Below are 19,263 nucleotides of genomic sequence, written 5' to 3'. Positions count from 1 at the left end.
TTTCCATGCTTAACGAGATGGGCAAGGCCGCCAAAGCCGCGTCCTGGCAGCTTTCCACCCTCAGCACTGTGCAGAAAAACCGCGCACTGATGCTGATGGCCGACATGCTTGAGGCCAACAGCCAGAGCATTATTCTTGCCAATGAACTTGATATGTCCTCTGCCCGCGAAAGCGGCATGAGTGAAGCGTTATTAGATCGCCTGTTGCTGACGCCCGCCCGCTTATCGGCAATCGCCAGCGATGTGCGTGACGTCTGCCGCCTGAGCGATCCGGTGGGGCAGGTGATGGATGGTTCACAGCAGGACAGCGGTTTGCGCCTTGAGCGACGCCGTGTGCCGCTTGGCGTGATTGGCGTGATTTATGAAGCGCGCCCGAACGTCACCATCGACGTCGCCAGTCTGTGCCTGAAAACCGGTAATGCGGTGATCCTGCGCGGCGGAAAAGAGACGCAACACACCAATCAGGCGACGGTAAAAGTCATTCAGCAGGCGCTGGAAGAGTGCGGGCTGCCGAAAGCCGCAGTTCAGGCGATTGAAAGCCCGGATCGCGCGCTGGTGGCGGAACTGCTGCGTCTGGATAAATACGTCGACATGTTGATCCCTCGCGGTGGCGCGGCGTTGCATAAACTGTGCCGCGAGCAGTCCACCATTCCGGTGATCACCGGCGGCATTGGTGTCTGCCATACGTTTGTGGATGAAAGCGTTGATTTCGATAAAGCGCTGACTGTCATTGAAAGTGCGAAAGTGCAGCGTCCGAGCGCCTGTAACAGCCTGGAAACCGTGCTGGTGCATCAGGCAATTGCGGCCCGTTTCCTGCCGGAACTGAGCGACAAAATGCACCGCGCAGGCGTTACCCTGCACGCCAGTGAATCTGCGATGCCGTATCTGCAAAATGGCCCGGCGAAAGTGCTGGCGGTGACCGAAGAAGATTATCAGGACGAATGGCTGTCGCTGGATCTGAACGTAACGATCGTTGCCGATCTGGATGCCGCCGTGGCGCATATCCGCACCTACGGCACCGAGCATTCCGATGCGATCCTCACCCGTTCCATCAGCAGCGCGGATCGTTTTGTGCGAGAAGTCGATTCCTCGGCGGTTTACGTCAACGCCAGCACCCGTTTCACCGACGGCGGGCAGTTCGGTTTAGGCGCAGAAGTGGCGGTCAGCACGCAAAAACTGCACGCCCGCGGCCCGATGGGGTTAGAAGCCCTGACGACCTACAAATGGATTGGTTACGGCGATGATTTAGTGCGTCCGTAAAGCGGCTGCACCGGTGGATTTTTGTTCATGAAACCGGTGCAAATTCATAAAATTGCGCAGAGTGATGAGAAAACCAGCAAACGCACTGTCAGGGGCTTGACGGCGGCATCAGATTTCACTAATTTAGCACCCCGTAGTTCCCCGGTAACACTCCAAAATGCCGACTTAGCTCAGTAGGTAGAGCAACTGACTTGTAATCAGTAGGTCACCAGTTCGATTCCGGTAGTCGGCACCATTTCTGTTATAAAATCCCATATTATCAAACGCTTAATTCATTTAGCTTCTCTGCTTTCTGTCTTTATCATTTCTCAATGGTACTTATGGAAATAATTATTGCGGATCTTGCGATTGATAAAGCCATGAAGTCCGCTGCCCGTTTTCGCCATCGCCTTCATCACGTCCACGTCTGCCTGTCCGGGGCGGATGGAATTATAGATATAATGCCAGCCATCTTTAAACTTCAGAGTCACTGAATCTTCCGTTATGGTGAACGCGACGATACCTGAATTTCCTCCCCTATTTTGGTACCTTTCCATATCACCCTCCCTCATTAATGATGCCGTAAAAACACTCTCATCATAGCCATTAACGGGCTGCCGGTTTGTGAGATGAGGTAACTTTTGCGGCGACTGATCTGAATGCACCCTCGCCGGAAAGCGATTAAAATGCCCCTGCGTTTTTAATTACGTTTCCAGGAAGGTCTTTATGAACAAACTCTTTGTCCTGCTGATGGCATCTTTGCTGGCAGGTTGCGCAGTGTCTCACCCGGCACCGGTGAAGCGTCCAACTATCGGTATGGCGAATCCTGCGGCAGTGTATTGTCAGCAAAAAGGCGGGACGTCGGTGAGCGTACAAACGGCGCAGGGCGCGCGTGCAGATTGCGTATTGCCGGGCGGCGAACGCCTCGACGAGTGGGATTTATATCGCCGGGATCATAAGTAATTTTTCATTGGGTTCGCGCCATCATTGTGTAGCGTCAGCGGAATATATTGCATAAAAAAGAGGCCCGCCGTTTCCGGCAGGCCTTTTGTTTATTTCAAAGACGGAATTTTTACTTCACACACTTCGCGCAGGTACTTGCGTGAATTTGTTCGAAGAAATCGTTGCCTTTGTCATCCACCAGAATGAATGCCGGGAAGTTTTCCACTTCGATTTTCCAGATGGCTTCCATCCCTAACTCAGGGTATTCCACGCATTCCAGGCTCTTGATGCTTTGCTGCGCCAGAACCGCAGCCGGGCCGCCGATGCTGCCCAGATAGAAGCCGCCGTGTTTTTGGCACGCGTCGGTCACCTGTTTGCTGCGGTTGCCTTTCGCCAGCATGATCATGCTGCCGCCGTTGGATTGCAGAAGATCGACGTAGGAATCCATACGGCCAGCAGTGGTCGGGCCGAGGGAACCGGAGGCATAACCTTCCGGAGTTTTTGCCGGGCCTGCATAATAAATCGGGTGATCTTTGATGTACTGTGGCAAACCTTCGCCGTTATCCAGACGCTCTTTCAGTTTGGCGTGAGCAATATCGCGCCCGACGATAATCGTGCCGCTCAGTGACAGACGGGTAGACACCGGATGCTCGGAAAGCTGCGCGAGGATTTCAGGCATCGGACGGTTCAGATCCACCTTCACCACACCCGCTTCGCCCTGCTGACGCAACGCTTCAGGGATGTACTGGCCTGGGTTGTCTTCCAGTTTTTCGATCCAGATGCCGTCACGGTTGATTTTGGCTTTGATGTTACGGTCTGCGGAGCAGGAAACGCCCATGCCGACCGGGCAGGACGCGCCGTGACGTGGCAGACGCACCACGCGGATGTCGTGCGCAAAGTATTTGCCACCGAACTGTGCGCCCAGGCCAAGATTGTTGGCTTCGACCAGCAGTTCCTGTTCCAGATTCACATCGCGGAATGCCTGACCGTGTTCGTTACCTTCGGTTGGCAGTCCGTCGTAATAATGCGTTGAGGCCAGTTTCACGGTTTTCAGCGTCGCTTCAGCGGAGGTTCCGCCGATCACAAACGCGATATGGTATGGCGGGCAGGCCGCCGTCCCCAGCGTACGCATTTTTTCGACCAGATAACCTTTCAGTTTCGCCGGTGTGATCAGCGCTTTGGTTTCCTGATACAGATAAGTTTTGTTGGCGGAACCGCCGCCCTTGGCGATACACAGGAACTTGTACTCATCGCCATCCACGCTGTAGAGGTCGATTTGCGCAGGCAGATTGGTCCCGGTGTTCACTTCTTTATACATATCCAGCGCGGCATTCTGCGAGTAGCGCAGGTTGTCTTCGATGAAAGTGTTGTAGACGCCTTTTGACAGGCTGGCTTCGTCGCCGCCGCCGGTCCAGACGCGCTGACCTTTTTTACCCATGATGATCGCGGTGCCGGTATCCTGGCAGGTAGGCAAAATGCCTTTCGCCGCGATCTCAGAGTTTCTCAGGAATTGCAGCGCCACGTATTTGTCGTTTTCGCTGGATTCTGCATCATGAAGAATGGAGGCCACCTGTTTCTGGTGCGCCGGGCGCAGCATGAATGACGCGTCGTGGAAAGCGTGTTGCGCCAGCAACGTCAGTGCTTCAGGTTCAACTTTTAAAATGTCTTCGCCGTCAAAGTTGCTCACAGAAACGTGATCTTTGGTCAGCAGGTAATATTCGGTTGTGTCTTTGGTAACGGGGAAGGGATCTTGATAATGGAAGGGTTTGTTCGACATTGTTTTCTCACTTTTTCCGTTATTGCCGCCACTAGCAGGACTTCTCGTTTCGGGTGAATCAGGGGTAATTTGGGCGACGTTTTTATGCTTTCTCTATGTTGCCAGCCTTATACACAGGCTGGCAACGGGGTTTATATGTTTTCTTCCAGTAAATGTACTGTTAATGCTTTGTAGAGGGGTTATCGCCCCTGTCAGAACATCATCATCATCCACGGATAGCCGATGAGCAGCAGCGCCGCCAGGAAGATGGCGCCAAAGATGGTGCCCAGACGCCAGTAATCTTTGGTTGGCAGATAGCCGCTGCCGTAGTAAATCGGGCTCGGGCCGGTGCCGTACGGTGTGATGATCCCCATGATACCCAGAGACGTCACCATCAGCAGACAGAACACTTGCATGTTGATGCCCGGGATGGCGGCGCCAATGGTCAGCATGGCTGGCAACAGCGCAGTGGTGTGTGCCGTGGTGCTGGCAAACAGGTAGTGCAGCAGATAGAACGCCAGCAGCAGCACGATAGTCGCGGTTCCGGGAGAGATACCGCCCATGGTGGCCGCGCCTTCTTTACCCAGCCAGGCGATGAAGCCGGTGCGGGACAAGCCATCAGCCAGTGCCACCAGCGTGGCGAACCAGGCGAAGGTGTTCCATGCAGGTTTATTGCTGGTGATATCGTTCCAGTTCAGCACGCCGGTCCACAACATCAGCACCACGACCAGCAGCGCCGCCATGGCCGGTTCGATAAAGCTGGCGGCAAAAATCCACATAGCTAATGCGCAGCAAACGAAGACCAGCAGCAGGATCTCGTGGCGGGACATTCTGCCCAGTTTCGCCAGTTCTGCGGTGGCCCAACGCGGGACTTCATCATTGATTTTCACTTCCGGCGGATAGAACCAGTAAGCGAGCAGCGGCATGGTCAGCAGCAGCAGCAAACCCACCGGCAGGAAGGCGAAGAACCACGTTCCCCAGGAGATGTTGATGCCGGTGATGCTGTTCACAATACCCAGCGCCAGCAGGTTAGGCGCCAGCGCAGACAGGAACATGGAGCTGGTGATACAGGCTGCGGTGATTGCCACCCACATCAGATAGGAGCCGATTTTACGCGCGCTCGGATCATTCGGTTTGGAACCGTACAGCGGCGGCAGGTTGGCGATGATCGGGTAGATCGTGCCGCCGCTTCGTGCGGTGTTTGACGGAGTGAAAGGGGCCAGCAAAAGATCGGCAAAGGTGATGGCGTAGCCCAGCGTCAGGCTGCGGCGGCCAAGATATTTCACCAGAATCAGCGCCAGACGGCGGCCAAACTGGGTTTTATCGTAACCTGCGGCAAACATGAATGCGCCGAAGATTAACCATACCGTTGAGTTGCCGAAACCGCTGACGGCCCATTTAAAGGACTGCGACGCCATTTTGAATTTCGGATCGGCGAGTTCCGCCGGGCTGAACAGCAACCACTGGCTGAACAACGCGATAACCACCACGCCGGTGAGGCCGATAACGGCACCGGGTAAAGGTTCGAAGATCAGACCCACGATGACGCCGACAAAGATGGCAAAGAAATGCCAGGCATGGGGCTCTAAACCGTCAGGGACTGGCGTGAGTAACAACAACACTGCAACCAGCACAGGCAAAAACATCAGAAGCAGGCGGTTTTTTTTGCCACCCGCCGCTTTGTTCGCCTGCGGTGTAACCGTAGTTTTTGAAATATCTGTCATTTTATTTGTCTACAAGTAGTTGAGAATAGGTTTGCTGATACATAGGTAAGATGATTATGCTTTTTTTAGTTACTAAAGTTTCTTTAGTTATTTAATGGTGGCATGAGAACTGCTCCATTATTGTTATTTGAGTTAGGTATTACTTATTCCCCGTAAGAGGGAGGAAATGTTTATATAATGCGTTTTCTCCATTTATTACTGTTGATCTCGATCAAGAAAATACGGAGCTGTGTAAATTTAAGAAAAGAGAATGAGAATGGATGCTGGTGTTATTTTTATGGTGTTTATTTCTGCTGCTGAGCAAGGTTATTTTGATCTTCTGCACCGGGTGAAAATAGGAGTAGTCAACCTGCCTTTTATCTGCCCCTTCCGATAGCACGAATCCATCAGTCCCAGTCCCGGCGGGCCGTGCGTTGAAGCCCGATATCGCCCTGCAAATGTAATGTTTACGCCTTTAATTAAAGGCAAAAGAGCTCGTAATTTAAATTAATGTGATCGTTTAATAACATGGTTAACATTAATTTAATAATGGCTGCATTCTATTCATGGGTAAATAGTTAATAAACTAACGTTACACCTTTTGAAACTAAAGATATCGTTATATTACTCCTATGACATCGGGCGTAAATAAAATTAATAAAATAAATCCGATAACGAATTCACAGATTATTAAACATTTTAAAGTTTGGAGCTGAATATTATGAGCCATAATTCGCAATTATTAAGTCCGTTCACTCTGCCAAATGGCACCGTCCTGAAAAACCGTGTGCTGATGGCACCCATGACCACCTGTACCGGCTTTTATGACGGCACCGTCACCAGCGAACTGGTGGAGTATTACCGTGCCCGCGCCGGCAGCATCGGTACAGTGATCGTCGAGTGCTGCTTTATCGATGACAAAGGCCTGGCATTCCCCGGTGCGATTGGCATCGACAACGACAGCAAAATCGATGGTCTGGCAAAAATCGCCGCAGCCGTAAAATCTCAGGGTTCCAAAGCGGTGCTGCAAATTTATCACGGCGGCCGCATGAGCGAGCCGAAGCTGATTGGCGGCCAGACGCCGGTCGCGCCAAGCGCACTGGCCGCGCCCCGTGACGGCGCAGCTACGCCGGTCGCGCTGACCGCCGCTGAAGTGGACGCGATGATCACCAAATTCGGTGAAGGCGTTCGCCGGGCGATTGAAGCAGGTTTTGACGGTGTGGAAATCCACGGCGCTAACACATATCTGATCCAGCAGTTCTTCTCACCTAACTCCAACCAGCGTGACGATCAGTGGGGCGGAAGCCGTGAAAATCGCGCTCGTTTCCCGCTGGCGATCCTCGATATCACGCACAGTATGGCGAAAAAACACGCCGATTCTTCCTTCATCATTGGCTACCGTTTCTCGCCGGAAGAGCTTGAAGAGCCGGGCATCCGCTTTGCCGACACGATGTATTTGCTGGAACAGCTGGCGGCACGCGGGCTGGATTATCTGCACTTCTCGCTGGGCTATTCACTGCGTCCTTCTATCGTTGATACCACCGATCCGACGCCGCTCATCGACAAATACGTCGCGATGCGTTCAGACCGGCTGGCGAAAATTCCGGTAATGGGTGTGGGCGGTATCGTGAATAAAGCCGATGCTGAACGGGCGATGGAACATGGCTACGATATGATCGCCATCGGCAAAGCCTGCATTGCCTATCCCGACTGGACTGACAGGATTGCGGCTGACCAGAAGCTCGATCTGTTCATCGACAGCACGCAACGCGAAGCACTGACCATTCCTGAGCCGCTGTGGCGTTTCTCACTGGTTGACGCGATGATCCGCGACATGAGCATGACGTCTAAAAAATTCAAAGCCGGCGTATTCAGTGAAAAAGTACAAGATCCGCTTAACGAACTGGCGATTAACGTCAGTCTGGAAACGGACCGCATCGCCGATATCGAACTGCAGGCCGCCGGCGATATCGACGTAGAATTTACCACCAGCTTCGACATCATCCGCACCCGGATCCTCGACGCCAACAGCCCGCACGTTGATGCGGTTACCGGCGCGACGGAACAGAGTGAAGCGGTGAAAAAAGCGGTCTCCAAAGCGATCGCCAAATCCTGCAAAGCACAGCTGCTGGAAGAGGGCGGCAGCTTGTCTGAACCACAAAGTTACGATGTGGTTGTCGTCGGCAGCGGCGGTGCCGGTCTGGCGGCGGCGATTCAGGCGTGTGACGAAGGTGCCAGAGTTCTGATCGTGGAAAAAATGTCCACTATCGGCGGCAACACCATTAAAGCGTCGGTGGGTATGAACGCCGCTGACACGCGCTATCAAAAACTCAAAGGCATTGAAGACAGCAAAGAATTGTTCTATCAGGAAACCCTCAAAGGCGGCCAGTTCAGAAACAACACCGTGCTGCTGAAAGAGTTCGTCGAACGCGCACCGCAGGCGGTCGACTGGCTGGCAGAGCACAACATTGAGCTGAGCGATATCACCATCACCGGCGGCATGAGCATCGACCGCACGCACCGTCCGGCCGATCGCAGCGCCGTCGGCGGCTTCCTGATCAGCGGTCTGGTGAAGAACCTCAACCAACGCAACATCGACGTGCTGCTGGATACTTCAGTGACTGAAATCCGTTACCACGACGGCGCGGTGCAGGGTGTGGATCTGCTCAACGACGACAATGAAGTGCTGGTCATTAATGCCAAAAGCGTGATTGTGGCGACCGGTGGTTTCAGCGCCAACAGCGAAATGGTGGTGAAATACCGTCCTGAGCTGGAGGGTTTCGTGACCACTAACCACAAAGGCGCGACCGGCAGCGGCATCGCGATTTTGCAGAAAATCGGTGCAGGTACCGTGGATATGGGCGAAATTCAGATCCACCCGACCGTTGAGCAAACCACCTCTTATCTGATCTCTGAGGCGATCCGCGGCGGCGGTGCGATTCTGGTGAGCCAGGCGGGCAAGCGTTTCTTCAATGAGATGGAAACCCGTGACAAAGTGTCCGCCAACATTATCGGCCTGCCGGAGAAATTCGCTTATGTGGTGTTTGATGAGCAAATCCGCCTGAACAATAAAGCGGCCGATGAATACATCGCGCGCGGTTTTGTTATCAGCGCTGAAAACCCGCGCGAGCTGGCAGCCAAACTGGAGATGGATCATCACGCGCTGCTCGCCACGCTGGAAAGCTACAATGTGGCCGTTGATAAGCAAGACGACGTAGAATTTGGTCGTAAAACCGCGTTACGCCACCCGATCAATCAGGGGCCGTTCTACGCGATCCGCATTGCACCGGGCGTTCATCACACCATGGGCGGCGTGACAATCAACACCGACACCAGCGTGCTGGATACTCAGGAGCAGGTGATCAGCGGCGCGTTTGCGGCCGGTGAAGTGGCTGGCGGCATCCACGGTGCTAACCGCATCGGCGGGAATGCCGTTGCAGATATCATCATCTTCGGTATTCTGGCGGGACGTAATGCCGCCAGACATGCGATGCGGTAACGGTATCTTCCTGCGTCGTTCGCTGCGGCGCAGGTTTCCCCCTTAAGTTCAGGTATTTTCTATGACGCCAGACACCCGTATTTATGCTTATTCCGCTGTTTTGATGGGCTCACCCATTCTTCTCAAGCTGTTTGATCATAATGAGGGGCTGGCGTCGCGCGTTTTCCGCCTTATTAAACAGCAGGAAAATATCTTCACGGTTAACCGGCAAGATTCAGACGTCATGGCAATCAACCACGCGGCGGGCAGCCATGCGGTGGTGGTCAGCGCGCCGGTGTTTGATTTGATCCGTTGCGCCAAAGCGGTCAGCCAGCTGCCGGAAAGCAGTTTCAACTTCACCATCGGCCCGCTGGTGAAACGCTGGAAAATTGGCTTCAGCGGCCACAGCGTGCCTGACGCCAGCGATCTGCAGGCGCTGCTTGCGCTGACCGATCCGGATGACGTCATTCTCGATGAGCCCTCACGCTCAGTTTTTTTGCAAAAAGCCGGAATGGAAATTGACCTCGGGGCGATTGCCAAGGGGTATATCGCCGACGTCGTGAGAGATTATCTGCATCAGGAAAAGGTCACGGATGCGCTGATCAATCTGGGGGGAAATGTGCAGACGCTGGGCGCGGGTGCCGAAGGGGCCTGGGCGATAGGGCTAAAAAAGCCATTTTCAACGCCTGATGCGCTGGTTGGTGTGATTAACGTGAAGGGAAAATCGGTGGTGACGTCCGGTATTTACGAACGTTATTTTGAATCTGAGGGGCAGCGCTACCATCACATCCTCGATCCTAAAACCGGCTATCCGCTGGATAACGAACTGCTGAGTGTGACCGTCATTTCGGATGATTCGATCGACGGCGACATCTACACCACGCTGCTGTACGGCATGGGCGTCGAAAAAAGCCTCGCCTGCCTGAAAAATATTCCGCAGATCGAGGCCATTTTTGTCACCAAAGATCAGCAGGTGATTTTCTCTTCACAGCGTCAGTTTACCTTCACGCTGCTGGATAACAGTTTCCGCACCCTTTACTGACAGTATTGTTTTAACAACGAATAATGTTCCGCCTGCAGCCGGTAGCGATACACCGGCCGGCCTGTCACCCCGTAGTGAATGCTGGTGAACAAAATATGGCTGTCCGCCAGCCAGATGAGATATTTACGGCAGGAAACGCGCGAAATGTTCACCGAGTGCGCCAGCTCATCCGTTGAGAATTCCGTATCAGGATGGGCATCAATCCACAGACACAGGGTGCGCAGCGTTTGCGGCGTTAAACCTTTTGGCAGTTTTTTGGTGTCCGCCGTCGCCGGGTTGTTGCCGTGAATTAACCGGTCAACGTCCGACTGCTCGTAATATTGCTGATTATCCATCAGCGCTTTCTTCTGCTGCCAGCCGGTCAGCGCCTCTTCAAAGCGGGAGAACTGGAACGGCTTAATCAGGTAATCCACCACGCCGTAGTTCAGCGATTTCTTGATGGTGTTCGCGTCGGCGGCGGAAGAAATGACAATCACATCCACCGGGCGTCGGGCATTTCTCAGCTCCGGCAACAGATCCAACCCGTTATCCTGCTGCATATACACATCCAGCAGGATCAGGTCGATCGGCAACTGGCTGTTGAGTACCATCTCTTTGGCCTGCTGTAACGTCGAGGCTGTTCCGCAGCACGTAAACCCGGCGATCTGGCCCACGTAGCAGCGATTGAGCTCTGCGACCATGGCGTCATCATCGACTACCAGCACATTGATCATGCAGTTTTCCTCTCACCATCCCACGGAAGTTGAACAAAAAATTGAGTATAAACGTCGGGTTCAGACTCAACGGCAATCGTTCCGCCAAGGTTTTCTAATTGTTGTTTTGCCAGGAATAACCCGACGCCGCGCTCTTCGCCTTTCGACGAGAATCCTTTTTCAAAAATGGCCTCCAGTTTATCTGGCGGGATACCGGGGCCATCGTCGCTGACCACGCAGGCCAGCCAGCCATTCTGATAATGCAGTAACACGCTGACTTCGCCATCGGCCTGCCCGGCAAGGGCATCCAGCGCATTTTCAATCAAATTACCCAGCACGGTGATAAGCGCCGCAACCTGATTCTCATTGGTGTTATCGGGTAAAAAGCTGTCATCACTCAGCGTCAGCAGATGGCGCGTATCCGAAGCGCGGTTAATCTTACTTAACAGGAAACCCGCAATCACCGGTGATTTGATTTTCAACAGTAAGGAGCCAATTTCCGCCTGATAGTTATTGGCCGTTTTGAGAATGTAATCTTCAAGTTGCGTGTAACTTTTCATGTGCAGCAGCCCGAGAATAACATGCAGCTTATTCATGAATTCGTGTGAGCGTTCACGCAGCGAATCGGCGTAGTTTACCATGCCGCTCAGGCGCTGCATCAACTGGCTGACCTCGGTCTTATCCCTGAAGGTACAGATGGCGCCAATAATAACGTCATTGCTGCGCACGGGAACCGTGTTGCTCAGCAGAAAACGGCCTTTAAAATTGATCTCTTCATCGCGGCGGGCAATCCCGCTTCGCATCACATCGCAAAGCGTGGCGATAAGCGGTTGCGGCGGCTGATTGTGCTCAGGGCGGGGGTTGATCTCCGTGCCGGTTTCCAGAAACATCTGCCGGGCTTCCTGATTGATCAGGGTCACCTGCGCACGATCATCGATGGCGATCACGCCTTCTTTGATCGACTGCAACATCGCCTGACGCTGCTCAAAGAGCGTCGAAATCTCGTAAGGCTCAAGCCCGAACAAAATACGCTTGAGCATTTTCACTAAAATCCAGGTGCCCAGTGCGCCGACCATCATGCCGAACAGCACCGTCCACAGAATACTCCAGCGACTTTTATCAACCTGCTCGGTCACTTTTACCAGCGAGATACCGATCGCCACGACGCCAATCTGGTGATGATTATCATCAAAGACGGGCGTAAATATCCGCAACGCTTTGTCCAGCGTGCCTTTATTGATGGAGACATTCTCTTTGCCCAGCAACGCAGGATCGATGTCGTTACCGATAAAATGGTGATTGATCACGTCCGGATTGGGGTGTGAATAACGGATGCCGTCCATATTGGTGACCACCACAAACAGCAGGTCGTTTCTTTTTTGCACCGCACTGGCGATCGGCTGAATGATTCCGCTGTCCGGCGGCAGGGTGAGGGCGTGCCTGATTTCGGGCACATCCGCCAGCGTGCGGGCCACGGCCAGCGCCTTATCTTTCACACCATCGCGCGCGGTGTCGCTGACCTGAACGAAATACAGCAGATGCACGACCAGCAGCACGGAAATAATCACGGCGCTTAACATCAGGCTGACGGAGGTGCTGAGTTTCATGGGGTGCTTACGCACGGGATGCGGCGAGTCGCTCATTGGAGCCCCGGTAACCATTATTGATGGCTTATGGTCTATGTTTGCGGCTGACACGTCTACCCCAATCCGGCATTTATCCTGCGGTTAATGCACTAAAATTCTCTCAGGGCACGAGTTCCATGAAGGGCTGAATTTCACCTTTCTGCGTTCGCCCGCGAATGTGATACTTTGAACCAGCAAATGGCTGATGAGCGAATCTCAACGGCATGAATTCAGGTCAGTACAGAGGATCTATGGCAGTCATTTCCCCAGAAATTATTGAACAGGCGAAAATCTGGCGCAGGGATTTCCATACCCGCCCGGAGCTTGGTCTGAAAGAGTACGGCACGTCGAAAATCATCAGCGAATTGTTGCTGTCGTTCGGCCTTGATGTGCACACCGGAATTGCCGAAACCGGCATTGTGGCGACGCTGCGCAACGGCGAAGGTCCGTCCATTGGTTTGCGTGCCGACATTGATGCCTTGCCGATTCAGGAACTGAACGATTTCGAACACATCTCGCAAAACCCCGGACTGATGCACGCCTGCGGCCACGATGGTCATACCGCTATTTTGCTCGGCGCGGCGCGCCATTTGAGTGAAAACCGGCATTTTCGCGGCACCGTACATTTCATTTTTCAGCCCGCGGAAGAGAACGTCGGCGGCGGAGAGATGATGGTGAAAGAAGGGCTGTTTGAACGTTTTCCGATGCAGGCGGTTTATGCGCTGCACAACTGGCCGGGATTGCCGGTCGGGGAAGTCGCGGTCAGTCAGGGACCGATGATGGCCTCGCAGGATAACTTCTACATCACGCTGACCGGAAAGGGCTGTCACGCGGCGATGCCTGAACTGGGGGCCGATCCGGTAGTGGCGGGCGCTCAGCTTATCCTCTCACTGCAAAGTCTGATTTCACGTCGTCTGTCGCCGCTGGAACAGACGGTGATCAGCCTGACGCAGCTTCAGGCGGGCGAAGCCATCAACGTCATTCCCGAAACATTGCACATGTCCGGCACGCTGCGCTGCCTGAGCCGCGCGACGCGCGAAACCTGCTGGCGGTTGATCGAAGAATACGTCAACGCCGTGCCGCAGCCATACGGTGTGAAAGGTGAGGTGCGCTGGGAGTTTGGTTATCCGGTCACGCAAAACCATCCGGCGCAGGCGGTGATTTTACGCGATGCGGCTGAAAACACGCCGGGCATTACCCAGGTGCATTTCAACAATGCCCCGTCGATGGCCGCTGAAGATTTTGCCTATTTGCTCGAAGCCTGTCCGGGCGCCTACTTCTGGCTGGGCGCCGATGGCGCCACGCCTTCCGCTTCGCTGCACAGCCCGCGTTATGATTTTAACGACGACATCATTCCTCTGGGTATCAGCGTGCTGACGACTCTGGTGGAACGGGAACTTAAAGCCTGAAGCCGGTTGCCGGTTCATAAGAACGGGCAATCCTTCGGCAAGGCTAGTGGCCGGACTTTTAACGTACGCAAAATGATGTTGAGAAGCCGGGATTGAGGGATTAAAAATCACCGGCTTTGTTGACAGGTCTGAAACTGAAGTAATGAAAGTCTTGCTGTTTTTATAGCCTCGCCAGTTCCTGCGCGATATTCATGATTTTATACTGATGTTTACTTATTTCACCACGGGCTATTTTTTCTTCCATCTGTTGGATGAAATAAAGAATGTCATCGCACTGGGTGACATCCGGCAGATCGGTTATTTTATAATCCCACCATTCCATTGCCTGAAGGCGCTCGATGATGTCTGGCGCAAAGCGGTATTTAATAATCTTAGCCGGAATGCCGCCGACGATGGCGTAAGGCGGCACATCGCCGGTGACCACTGCATTGGCCGCAACGATGGCGCCATTACCGATAGTGATGCCGCCTTTTAATACGGCGTGTTCCCCCACCCAGACATCATGGCCTAATACCGTCGCGGGCGGCATATAGTCGAACCCCGCAATGTTCAGCGTTTCTCCGAATTGCTCCTGCGCCACCTTCGAGAAGAAATCATGATACGTCAGCGGACTGGTCGTAAACCGGTGTATGGGGTGTTGTGGCCCCATAATCCGCACGCCTGCTGCCAGGCTGCAAAATCGCCCGGTGGTGAGGTTATTAGGTAATTTACTGCACGCGTAGGAATAGGCGCCCATCGAACAGAAACTTTTCCGCGGCATGGCGGCATATTCTTCGACCCAAACATCCGCGTTAAATTTTATTTTCTCCCCTTTTTTAAAAAGGAATATATTTCTCTTTTTATATATCCCTTCCACCATTTCCGGGAATTTAAGATGGACCTTATGTTGTAAACAATAATCCTCATGTTTTTGAGTCCATCGAAACTCAATGGGGTACTTCATTCCTTATTCCTCAAAGGTTAGACGCTGTTTTTATATATTCCTGACATAATCCTAGCATAAAACAGACATAACCCAAATCTGAGGCCGGCGGGAATAACCTGAGGAGCGCGGAGAGGGAAAGCCCCCGGAGGATGAGGTCCGGGGGCGGTGATGGACGTTTCAGTCAGGCGGGGTGATCAGACCCTGAAATGCCCGACCGCGACCGCCAGTCCGGTTGCCTGTTGCTGCAAGGCTGAGGCGGCACCGGCAGATTCCTGAACCATCGCGGCGTTCTGCTGCACCATGCCGTCCAGTTGTGTGATGGCGCGGTTAATCTCGTGAATACTCTGCATCTGTTCTTCGGAGGCATGGGTGATGTCGAGCATCACGCTGCTGACGTTAGACACGTTGCTGACAATTTCGCTCATGCTGCTGCTTGCCAGACGAACCTGCGCAGAACCGGACGCCACGCTGCTGACGGTGGATTCGATCAGCCCTTTGATCTCTTTCGCTGCCTGCGCGCTGCGCTGTGCCAGGCTGCGCACTTCACTGGCGACCACGGCAAAACCGCGCCCCTGTTCGCCTGCCCGTGCGGCTTCCACCGCCGCGTTGAGCGCCAGAATATTGGTCTGGAAAGCGATGCCGTCGATAACCCCGGTGATGTCACCGATTTTCGATGATGCGCTTTCAATGCTCTCCATTGTCGTCATGACTTTGTTCACCACGATGTCACCGCGTGACGCCGCTTCCGATGCCGATTTCGCCGTCTCGCTGGCCTGTCTGGCCGAACTGGCGGACTGTGAGACGGTCGCGGTGATCTGCTCAAGTGACGCCGCCGTCTGTTGCAGGCTGGCCGCTGCGGATTCCGTTCTGCCGGACAGATCGTTATTTCCGGCCGCAATTTCATCCGCTGCCACTTTCACCGATTCGCTGGTGGTGCGGATTTCAGCCATCACCTTGCTGAGCTTATCGACGAAGGTATTAAACGCATGTGCAATTTGCGTGACTTCGTCATGCCCGTCGGTCGGTAAGCGCTGCGTCAGATCGTCTTCGCCGGAGCTGATGGCGTTGAGCGTATCGCGCACGGCAGACAGGCGACGAAACGCTTTGGTGATGATAAGGCCAATAACCGCCGCCGACAGCAGCACAATCACTATCAGCGCAATCACCGAGGAGGTCAGCAGGGATCGCATGCCCGCCGTCGATTCTTTCTTGTCTTCAATGACCAGCGTAAACCAGTCCGTACCTGCAACCGGCAGGGCGCGGACGCGTTTTACCGCCTTGTTCATGTGAATATCCGACGGCGCGCTGGCGGCAAACAGTCGTGGCAGGTCCACGCCTTCCGCCAGGGAAGTGAAGGGTTTCAGCGCCAGTTTTGCATCGGGATGCGCGATGATGGTGCCGGCACTGTCCACCAGCATGCCGAAGCTTTCCGGCGTCGGGTGAATGGTATTGACGTTATTGACCACGCTGTCCATGGAAACGTCCCCCGCCACAATCGCTTTCAGCGCGCCGTTTTCCATCACCGGCACTGCGAAAGTCACCACCAGATTGCCGGTGCCCGCATCGATGTACGGCGGGGTGACCACCGGATGTCCGGCGCTTTCGGCCTGTTTGTACCAGGGGCGGCCTGTTGGATCGTAATCGGCGGGTACGCCGGTCGGATCGGAGAATTTGGCGGTTTTATTGGCGTAGCCGACGTAGACGTTGGCGAAGTTTCCCGCCGTTGCGATCTGCTTCATCACCGGTATCGGGTCCGCCGTCAGCGCCACGGGTTGCAGTGAAACAATCATCTGCGTTTTGGCGCTGACCCATTCGCTGATCCCTTGCGTATGGCTTGATGTCAGCGCGTTCAGCGTGCTGTCTGTCGCCTGACTGTTGTATTTATTGGCGACGGTGTAACTGAGGAACGTATTGATAGCCAGCGAGCAAATCACAATCGAGATGCAGGCCACGATGATGCGCGAACGAAGGGTCTTAAGCATGGGCATTTCCCTGAAAGGAATCTTAAGATCTGGGTATCGACAGTAAACGGAGAAACTTGAAGCAGGTCACAAAAAACGGGCGTTTGTAGGGCGCAGCAACACCTTCCTGCTATTTCAGCGGGGAAAGCTGCCGTATTCAGAGTCATTCCCTGTCCGCGTATGCCGAAGCCATATTGTTCATCTATTTCGTGAATCACCTCTCAAATCTGATCACAAATCCGGCAGGGGATCTTGCGGCTTTTTTCGCCTGATGATAGTAATGCACTACTTTACGAAATAATGTGAAGCAGGAAAGTACATTACGAATCGATTTTAAAGGACACCCCATGTCAGAACTTAAATTTGCCACACGTCTGAACTCGTTTGCCTCGGGGGCTTATCTTTACTGGCCGGAACTGAAAGGCAAACCTTCAGTGCTGCAAATGATCGAACGTGCAGCTACGGTTAAAGGATTGACGCATCTGGACCTCAACTATCCGCAGCATATGACCGATGATATCAAGACGATGCGTCAGAAAATCGAGGAAGTCGGGCTGGCGGTGAACGGGATGCAGATGCGCTGGGATGCTCCGCAATTCAAAATCGGCGCATTCACCCACCCGGACCCTAAGATCCGCCGTCAGGCGATTGAACTCACCAAACGCGGCATCGACGCCGGGCGCGAATTCGGTGCCAGCATCATGACGTTGTGGATGGGGCAGGACGGTTTTGATTACTGCTTCCAGGCCGATTACAAAAAAATGTGGGAAGACGCGGTCGGCGCGGTGCGCGAAGTGGCGGAATATGCCCCGGACATCGACGTCAGCATTGAGTACAAACCCAACGAACCGCGGGCTTACAGCATTTTCCCGAATGCCACGACCTGCCTGCTGGCCGTTGAAGAGGCCGGTTGCAAGAACTTAGGCATTACGCTGGATTTCGCGCACGTGTTATTTGCCAACGAAATTCCGGCATTCGCCGCCGCCATGGTGGCACGCCGTTCACGCCTGCTGGGGCTTGATCTCAACGACGGCTGGGGAAAACGCGACGACGGCCTGATGGTCGGCTCGGTCAACCCGCGCGCCACGCTGGAGTTTCTGCTGCAGATGAAACGCGACGGTTATAAAGGCGCGTATTACTTCGATACCTTCCCGGACGCCAGCGGTCTGGATCCGGTACGCGAAGCGGAAACCAATATCGCCACGGTGATCCGTTTACTGAAACTGTGCGAAAAACTCGAAAACAATCCGGCGCTGAATGATGCCATCAGCAGGCAGGACGCCGTTGCCTCACAGCAGATCGTCAACGACGTGATGCTGGCGCAGTAAAAGATTTATTGAATCCAAACCAGCCGGAAAGCAAAAGTACCCGCCACAGCGCTTCGCTGTGACAACCATAAAAATAACAACCGAAGGTCAGATAATGAAAAAACTCTTACTGTCTGTACTCACCTCTACACTGCTTTGCACCAGCGTTTACGCCGCAGATTTAGCGCCGTTACAGTCCGACACCGAGCCCGATCGCACTGACTGGACGCAGCTCGGCGTTAAATACGGCCCGATGCCGGCGGTAGATAAAAACCTGAAAATTGGTGGCGTGTCTAAAACGCTGACCAACGAATACTGGCGCTCGCTGGGCGAAGGCTACAAAAACGCGGCGAAGCAATACGGGTTTACCGTCGAATATCAGGCCGCCGCTAACGAAGACGATCAGCTCGGTCAGCTGTCTATCGCTGAAACGCTGATCTCGCAGGGCTTCAACGGCCTGCTGGTTTCTCCGCAAACCGATGCCAACCTGCAACCGGCGTATGAATCCGCCAAAAGCAAAGGCATCGCGGTGGTTAACGTCAACGATGCGGTTATGCCTAATGCCGAACATTACGTCGGTAATGTGCAAAAGGATAACGGCGTGCGCGTCGCCAACTGGTTTATCAAACAACATCCAGAAGGCGGGAAAGTGGCCGTCATCGAAGGGCAGCCTGGCGTATACGCCGCCGCTCAGCGTACGCGCGGCTTTAAAGAAACCCTCCAGCCCGGCGGAAAATTCACCGTGGTGGCCAGCGTGCCTGCCAACTGGAGCCGCGAGAATGCCTACAACGCTGCCGCCACCATTTTGCAACAACATCCTGATTTAATTGGTTTCTACGCCAACAATGACGGCATGGCGCTCGGGGTGGTCGAGGCGGTGGCCGCTGCCGGAAAATCCAAACAGGTCGCCGTATTTGGCACCGACGGGATTTCTGATGCCTATGCGTCGATTAAACGCGGCGAGCTGACCGGTACCGTGGACAGCTTCCCGGTGCTGACCGGTCAGGTGGCGATGGAAGTGGTGCTGCGTCTTATCAGCGGCCAGAAAATCTCCCGCGTGGTGTCTACGCCGCAGGCGTTAATCACCAAAGACAACGTTGATGCCTTCTCTACCAAAGACAACATCAAACTGCGCCAGCTGCTGGCACAGCAAAAATAAGTCAGGCGTCTGAAAACGGGTCGGGA

The 19,263-nt window shown here is 53.9% G+C and carries 14 protein-coding genes and 1 tRNA gene; 8 read left to right on the top strand and 7 right to left on the bottom strand.

The window, feature by feature from the left end; genetic code table 11:
* Positions 1 to 5 precede the first annotated feature (5 nt).
* Together proA and ACQZQY_RS21075 are read left to right on the top strand one after the other, a co-directional pair.
* The gene (gene proA, locus ACQZQY_RS21080) at positions 6 to 1,259 is read left to right on the top strand and encodes a glutamate-5-semialdehyde dehydrogenase (protein WP_431296354.1); all 1,254 of its coding nucleotides are present in this window, start codon (positions 6 to 8) and stop codon (positions 1,257 to 1,259) included.
* A 159-nt stretch (positions 1,260 to 1,418) separates the two neighbouring features.
* Positions 1,419 to 1,494, top strand: a tRNA-Thr gene (locus ACQZQY_RS21075).
* A gap of 73 nt (positions 1,495 to 1,567) precedes the next feature.
* Here ACQZQY_RS21075 and ACQZQY_RS21070 read toward each other — a convergent pair.
* Positions 1,568 to 1,729, bottom strand: a complete 162-nt coding sequence (locus tag ACQZQY_RS21070; RefSeq protein ID WP_431296353.1) for a hypothetical protein — start codon at positions 1,727 to 1,729, stop codon at positions 1,568 to 1,570.
* A 235-nt stretch (positions 1,730 to 1,964) separates the two neighbouring features.
* Here ACQZQY_RS21070 and ACQZQY_RS21065 point away from each other — a divergent pair, with 235 nt between their 5' ends.
* The gene (locus ACQZQY_RS21065) at positions 1,965 to 2,201 is read left to right on the top strand and encodes a putative hemolysin (RefSeq protein ID WP_056781450.1); all 237 of its coding nucleotides are present in this window, start codon (positions 1,965 to 1,967) and stop codon (positions 2,199 to 2,201) included.
* 109 nt (positions 2,202 to 2,310) lie between these two features.
* On the opposite strand, the gene fumA is transcribed toward ACQZQY_RS21065, so the two are convergent.
* Both fumA and ACQZQY_RS21055 read right to left on the bottom strand, forming a co-directional pair.
* On the bottom strand, positions 2,311 to 3,957 hold the full coding sequence (gene fumA / locus ACQZQY_RS21060; protein ID WP_183848023.1) for a class I fumarate hydratase FumA: 1,647 nt from the start codon (positions 3,955 to 3,957) through the stop codon (positions 2,311 to 2,313).
* Between the two features lie 191 nt (positions 3,958 to 4,148).
* The gene (locus ACQZQY_RS21055) at positions 4,149 to 5,660 is read right to left on the bottom strand and encodes an anion permease (protein WP_056781442.1); all 1,512 of its coding nucleotides are present in this window, start codon (positions 5,658 to 5,660) and stop codon (positions 4,149 to 4,151) included.
* A 700-nt stretch (positions 5,661 to 6,360) separates the two neighbouring features.
* Between ACQZQY_RS21055 and ACQZQY_RS21050 the strand changes: the two genes are divergently transcribed.
* On the top strand, positions 6,361 to 9,138 hold the full coding sequence (locus ACQZQY_RS21050) for a flavocytochrome c (RefSeq protein ID WP_217204642.1): 2,778 nt from the start codon (positions 6,361 to 6,363) through the stop codon (positions 9,136 to 9,138).
* A gap of 61 nt (positions 9,139 to 9,199) precedes the next feature.
* Positions 9,200 to 10,159, top strand: coding sequence for an FAD:protein FMN transferase (locus ACQZQY_RS21045; protein WP_217204641.1), 960 nt, complete (start codon positions 9,200 to 9,202; stop codon positions 10,157 to 10,159).
* Here the strand turns inward: ACQZQY_RS21045 and dcuR are convergent.
* Together dcuR and ACQZQY_RS21035 are read right to left on the bottom strand one after the other, a co-directional pair.
* Entirely contained in the window at positions 10,153 to 10,872 is a 720-nt protein-coding gene (dcuR, locus tag ACQZQY_RS21040) for a two-component system response regulator DcuR (protein ID WP_056781434.1), read from the bottom strand. The genes ACQZQY_RS21045 and dcuR overlap by 7 nt on opposite strands.
* Positions 10,869 to 12,494 carry a sensor histidine kinase gene (locus ACQZQY_RS21035; protein WP_056781431.1) on the bottom strand — a complete coding sequence of 542 codons (1,626 nt, stop codon included), beginning with the start codon at positions 12,492 to 12,494 and terminating at the stop codon, positions 10,869 to 10,871. The genes dcuR and ACQZQY_RS21035 overlap by 4 nt, the downstream gene beginning before the upstream one ends.
* Before the next feature lie 233 nt (positions 12,495 to 12,727).
* Here ACQZQY_RS21035 and ACQZQY_RS21030 point away from each other — a divergent pair, with 233 nt between their 5' ends.
* Positions 12,728 to 13,885, top strand: coding sequence for a M20 aminoacylase family protein (locus ACQZQY_RS21030; RefSeq protein WP_431296352.1), 1,158 nt, complete (start codon positions 12,728 to 12,730; stop codon positions 13,883 to 13,885).
* Between the two features lie 160 nt (positions 13,886 to 14,045).
* Here the strand turns inward: ACQZQY_RS21030 and ACQZQY_RS21025 are convergent, their stop codons facing one another.
* Both ACQZQY_RS21025 and ACQZQY_RS21020 read right to left on the bottom strand, forming a co-directional pair.
* The gene (locus ACQZQY_RS21025; RefSeq protein ID WP_431296351.1) at positions 14,046 to 14,828 is read right to left on the bottom strand and encodes a CatB-related O-acetyltransferase; all 783 of its coding nucleotides are present in this window, start codon (positions 14,826 to 14,828) and stop codon (positions 14,046 to 14,048) included.
* Positions 14,829 to 15,004: 176 nt separating this feature from the next.
* Entirely contained in the window at positions 15,005 to 16,792 is a 1,788-nt protein-coding gene (locus tag ACQZQY_RS21020; RefSeq protein WP_431296350.1) for a methyl-accepting chemotaxis protein, read from the bottom strand.
* Positions 16,793 to 17,118: 326 nt separating this feature from the next.
* On the opposite strand from ACQZQY_RS21020, the gene ACQZQY_RS21015 reads away from it, so the two are divergent.
* Entirely contained in the window at positions 17,119 to 18,099 is a 981-nt protein-coding gene (locus ACQZQY_RS21015) for a TIM barrel protein (RefSeq protein WP_122097389.1), read from the top strand.
* Between the two features lie 94 nt (positions 18,100 to 18,193).
* Positions 18,194 to 19,237 carry a sugar ABC transporter substrate-binding protein gene (locus ACQZQY_RS21010; protein WP_414070574.1) on the top strand — a complete coding sequence of 348 codons (1,044 nt, stop codon included), beginning with the start codon at positions 18,194 to 18,196 and terminating at the stop codon, positions 19,235 to 19,237.
* The last annotated feature ends 26 nt before the right edge of the window (positions 19,238 to 19,263 follow it).

The sequence above is a fragment of the Rahnella sp. PAMC25559 genome (genome assembly GCF_050632365.1).
In the GTDB taxonomy this organism is placed as follows: domain Bacteria; phylum Pseudomonadota; class Gammaproteobacteria; order Enterobacterales; family Enterobacteriaceae; genus Rahnella; species Rahnella rivi.
The sequence above is the reverse complement of the archived record's forward strand: the minus strand, read 5'-3'. Positions and strand labels throughout refer to the sequence as shown.

Bases quoted from the DNA above. Each gene is read 5' to 3' on its own strand.
- proA (WP_431296354.1), top strand. From the start codon at position 6: ATGCTTAACGAGATGGGCAAGGCCGCCAAAGCCGCGTCCTGGCAGCTT.
- ACQZQY_RS21065 (WP_056781450.1), top strand. From the start codon at position 1,965: ATGAACAAACTCTTTGTCCTGCTGATGGCATCTTTGCTGGCAGGTTGC.
- fumA (WP_183848023.1), bottom strand. From the start codon at position 3,957: ATGTCGAACAAACCCTTCCATTATCAAGATCCCTTCCCCGTTACCAAA.
- ACQZQY_RS21055 (WP_056781442.1), bottom strand. From the start codon at position 5,660: ATGACAGATATTTCAAAAACTACGGTTACACCGCAGGCGAACAAAGCG.
- ACQZQY_RS21050 (WP_217204642.1), top strand. From the start codon at position 6,361: ATGAGCCATAATTCGCAATTATTAAGTCCGTTCACTCTGCCAAATGGC.
- ACQZQY_RS21045 (WP_217204641.1), top strand. From the start codon at position 9,200: ATGACGCCAGACACCCGTATTTATGCTTATTCCGCTGTTTTGATGGGC.
- dcuR (WP_056781434.1), bottom strand. From the start codon at position 10,872: ATGATCAATGTGCTGGTAGTCGATGATGACGCCATGGTCGCAGAGCTC.
- ACQZQY_RS21035 (WP_056781431.1), bottom strand. From the start codon at position 12,494: ATGAGCGACTCGCCGCATCCCGTGCGTAAGCACCCCATGAAACTCAGC.
- ACQZQY_RS21030 (WP_431296352.1), top strand. From the start codon at position 12,728: ATGGCAGTCATTTCCCCAGAAATTATTGAACAGGCGAAAATCTGGCGC.
- ACQZQY_RS21025 (WP_431296351.1), bottom strand. From the start codon at position 14,828: ATGAAGTACCCCATTGAGTTTCGATGGACTCAAAAACATGAGGATTAT.
- ACQZQY_RS21020 (WP_431296350.1), bottom strand. From the start codon at position 16,792: ATGCTTAAGACCCTTCGTTCGCGCATCATCGTGGCCTGCATCTCGATT.
- ACQZQY_RS21015 (WP_122097389.1), top strand. From the start codon at position 17,119: ATGTCAGAACTTAAATTTGCCACACGTCTGAACTCGTTTGCCTCGGGG.
- ACQZQY_RS21010 (WP_414070574.1), top strand. From the start codon at position 18,194: ATGAAAAAACTCTTACTGTCTGTACTCACCTCTACACTGCTTTGCACC.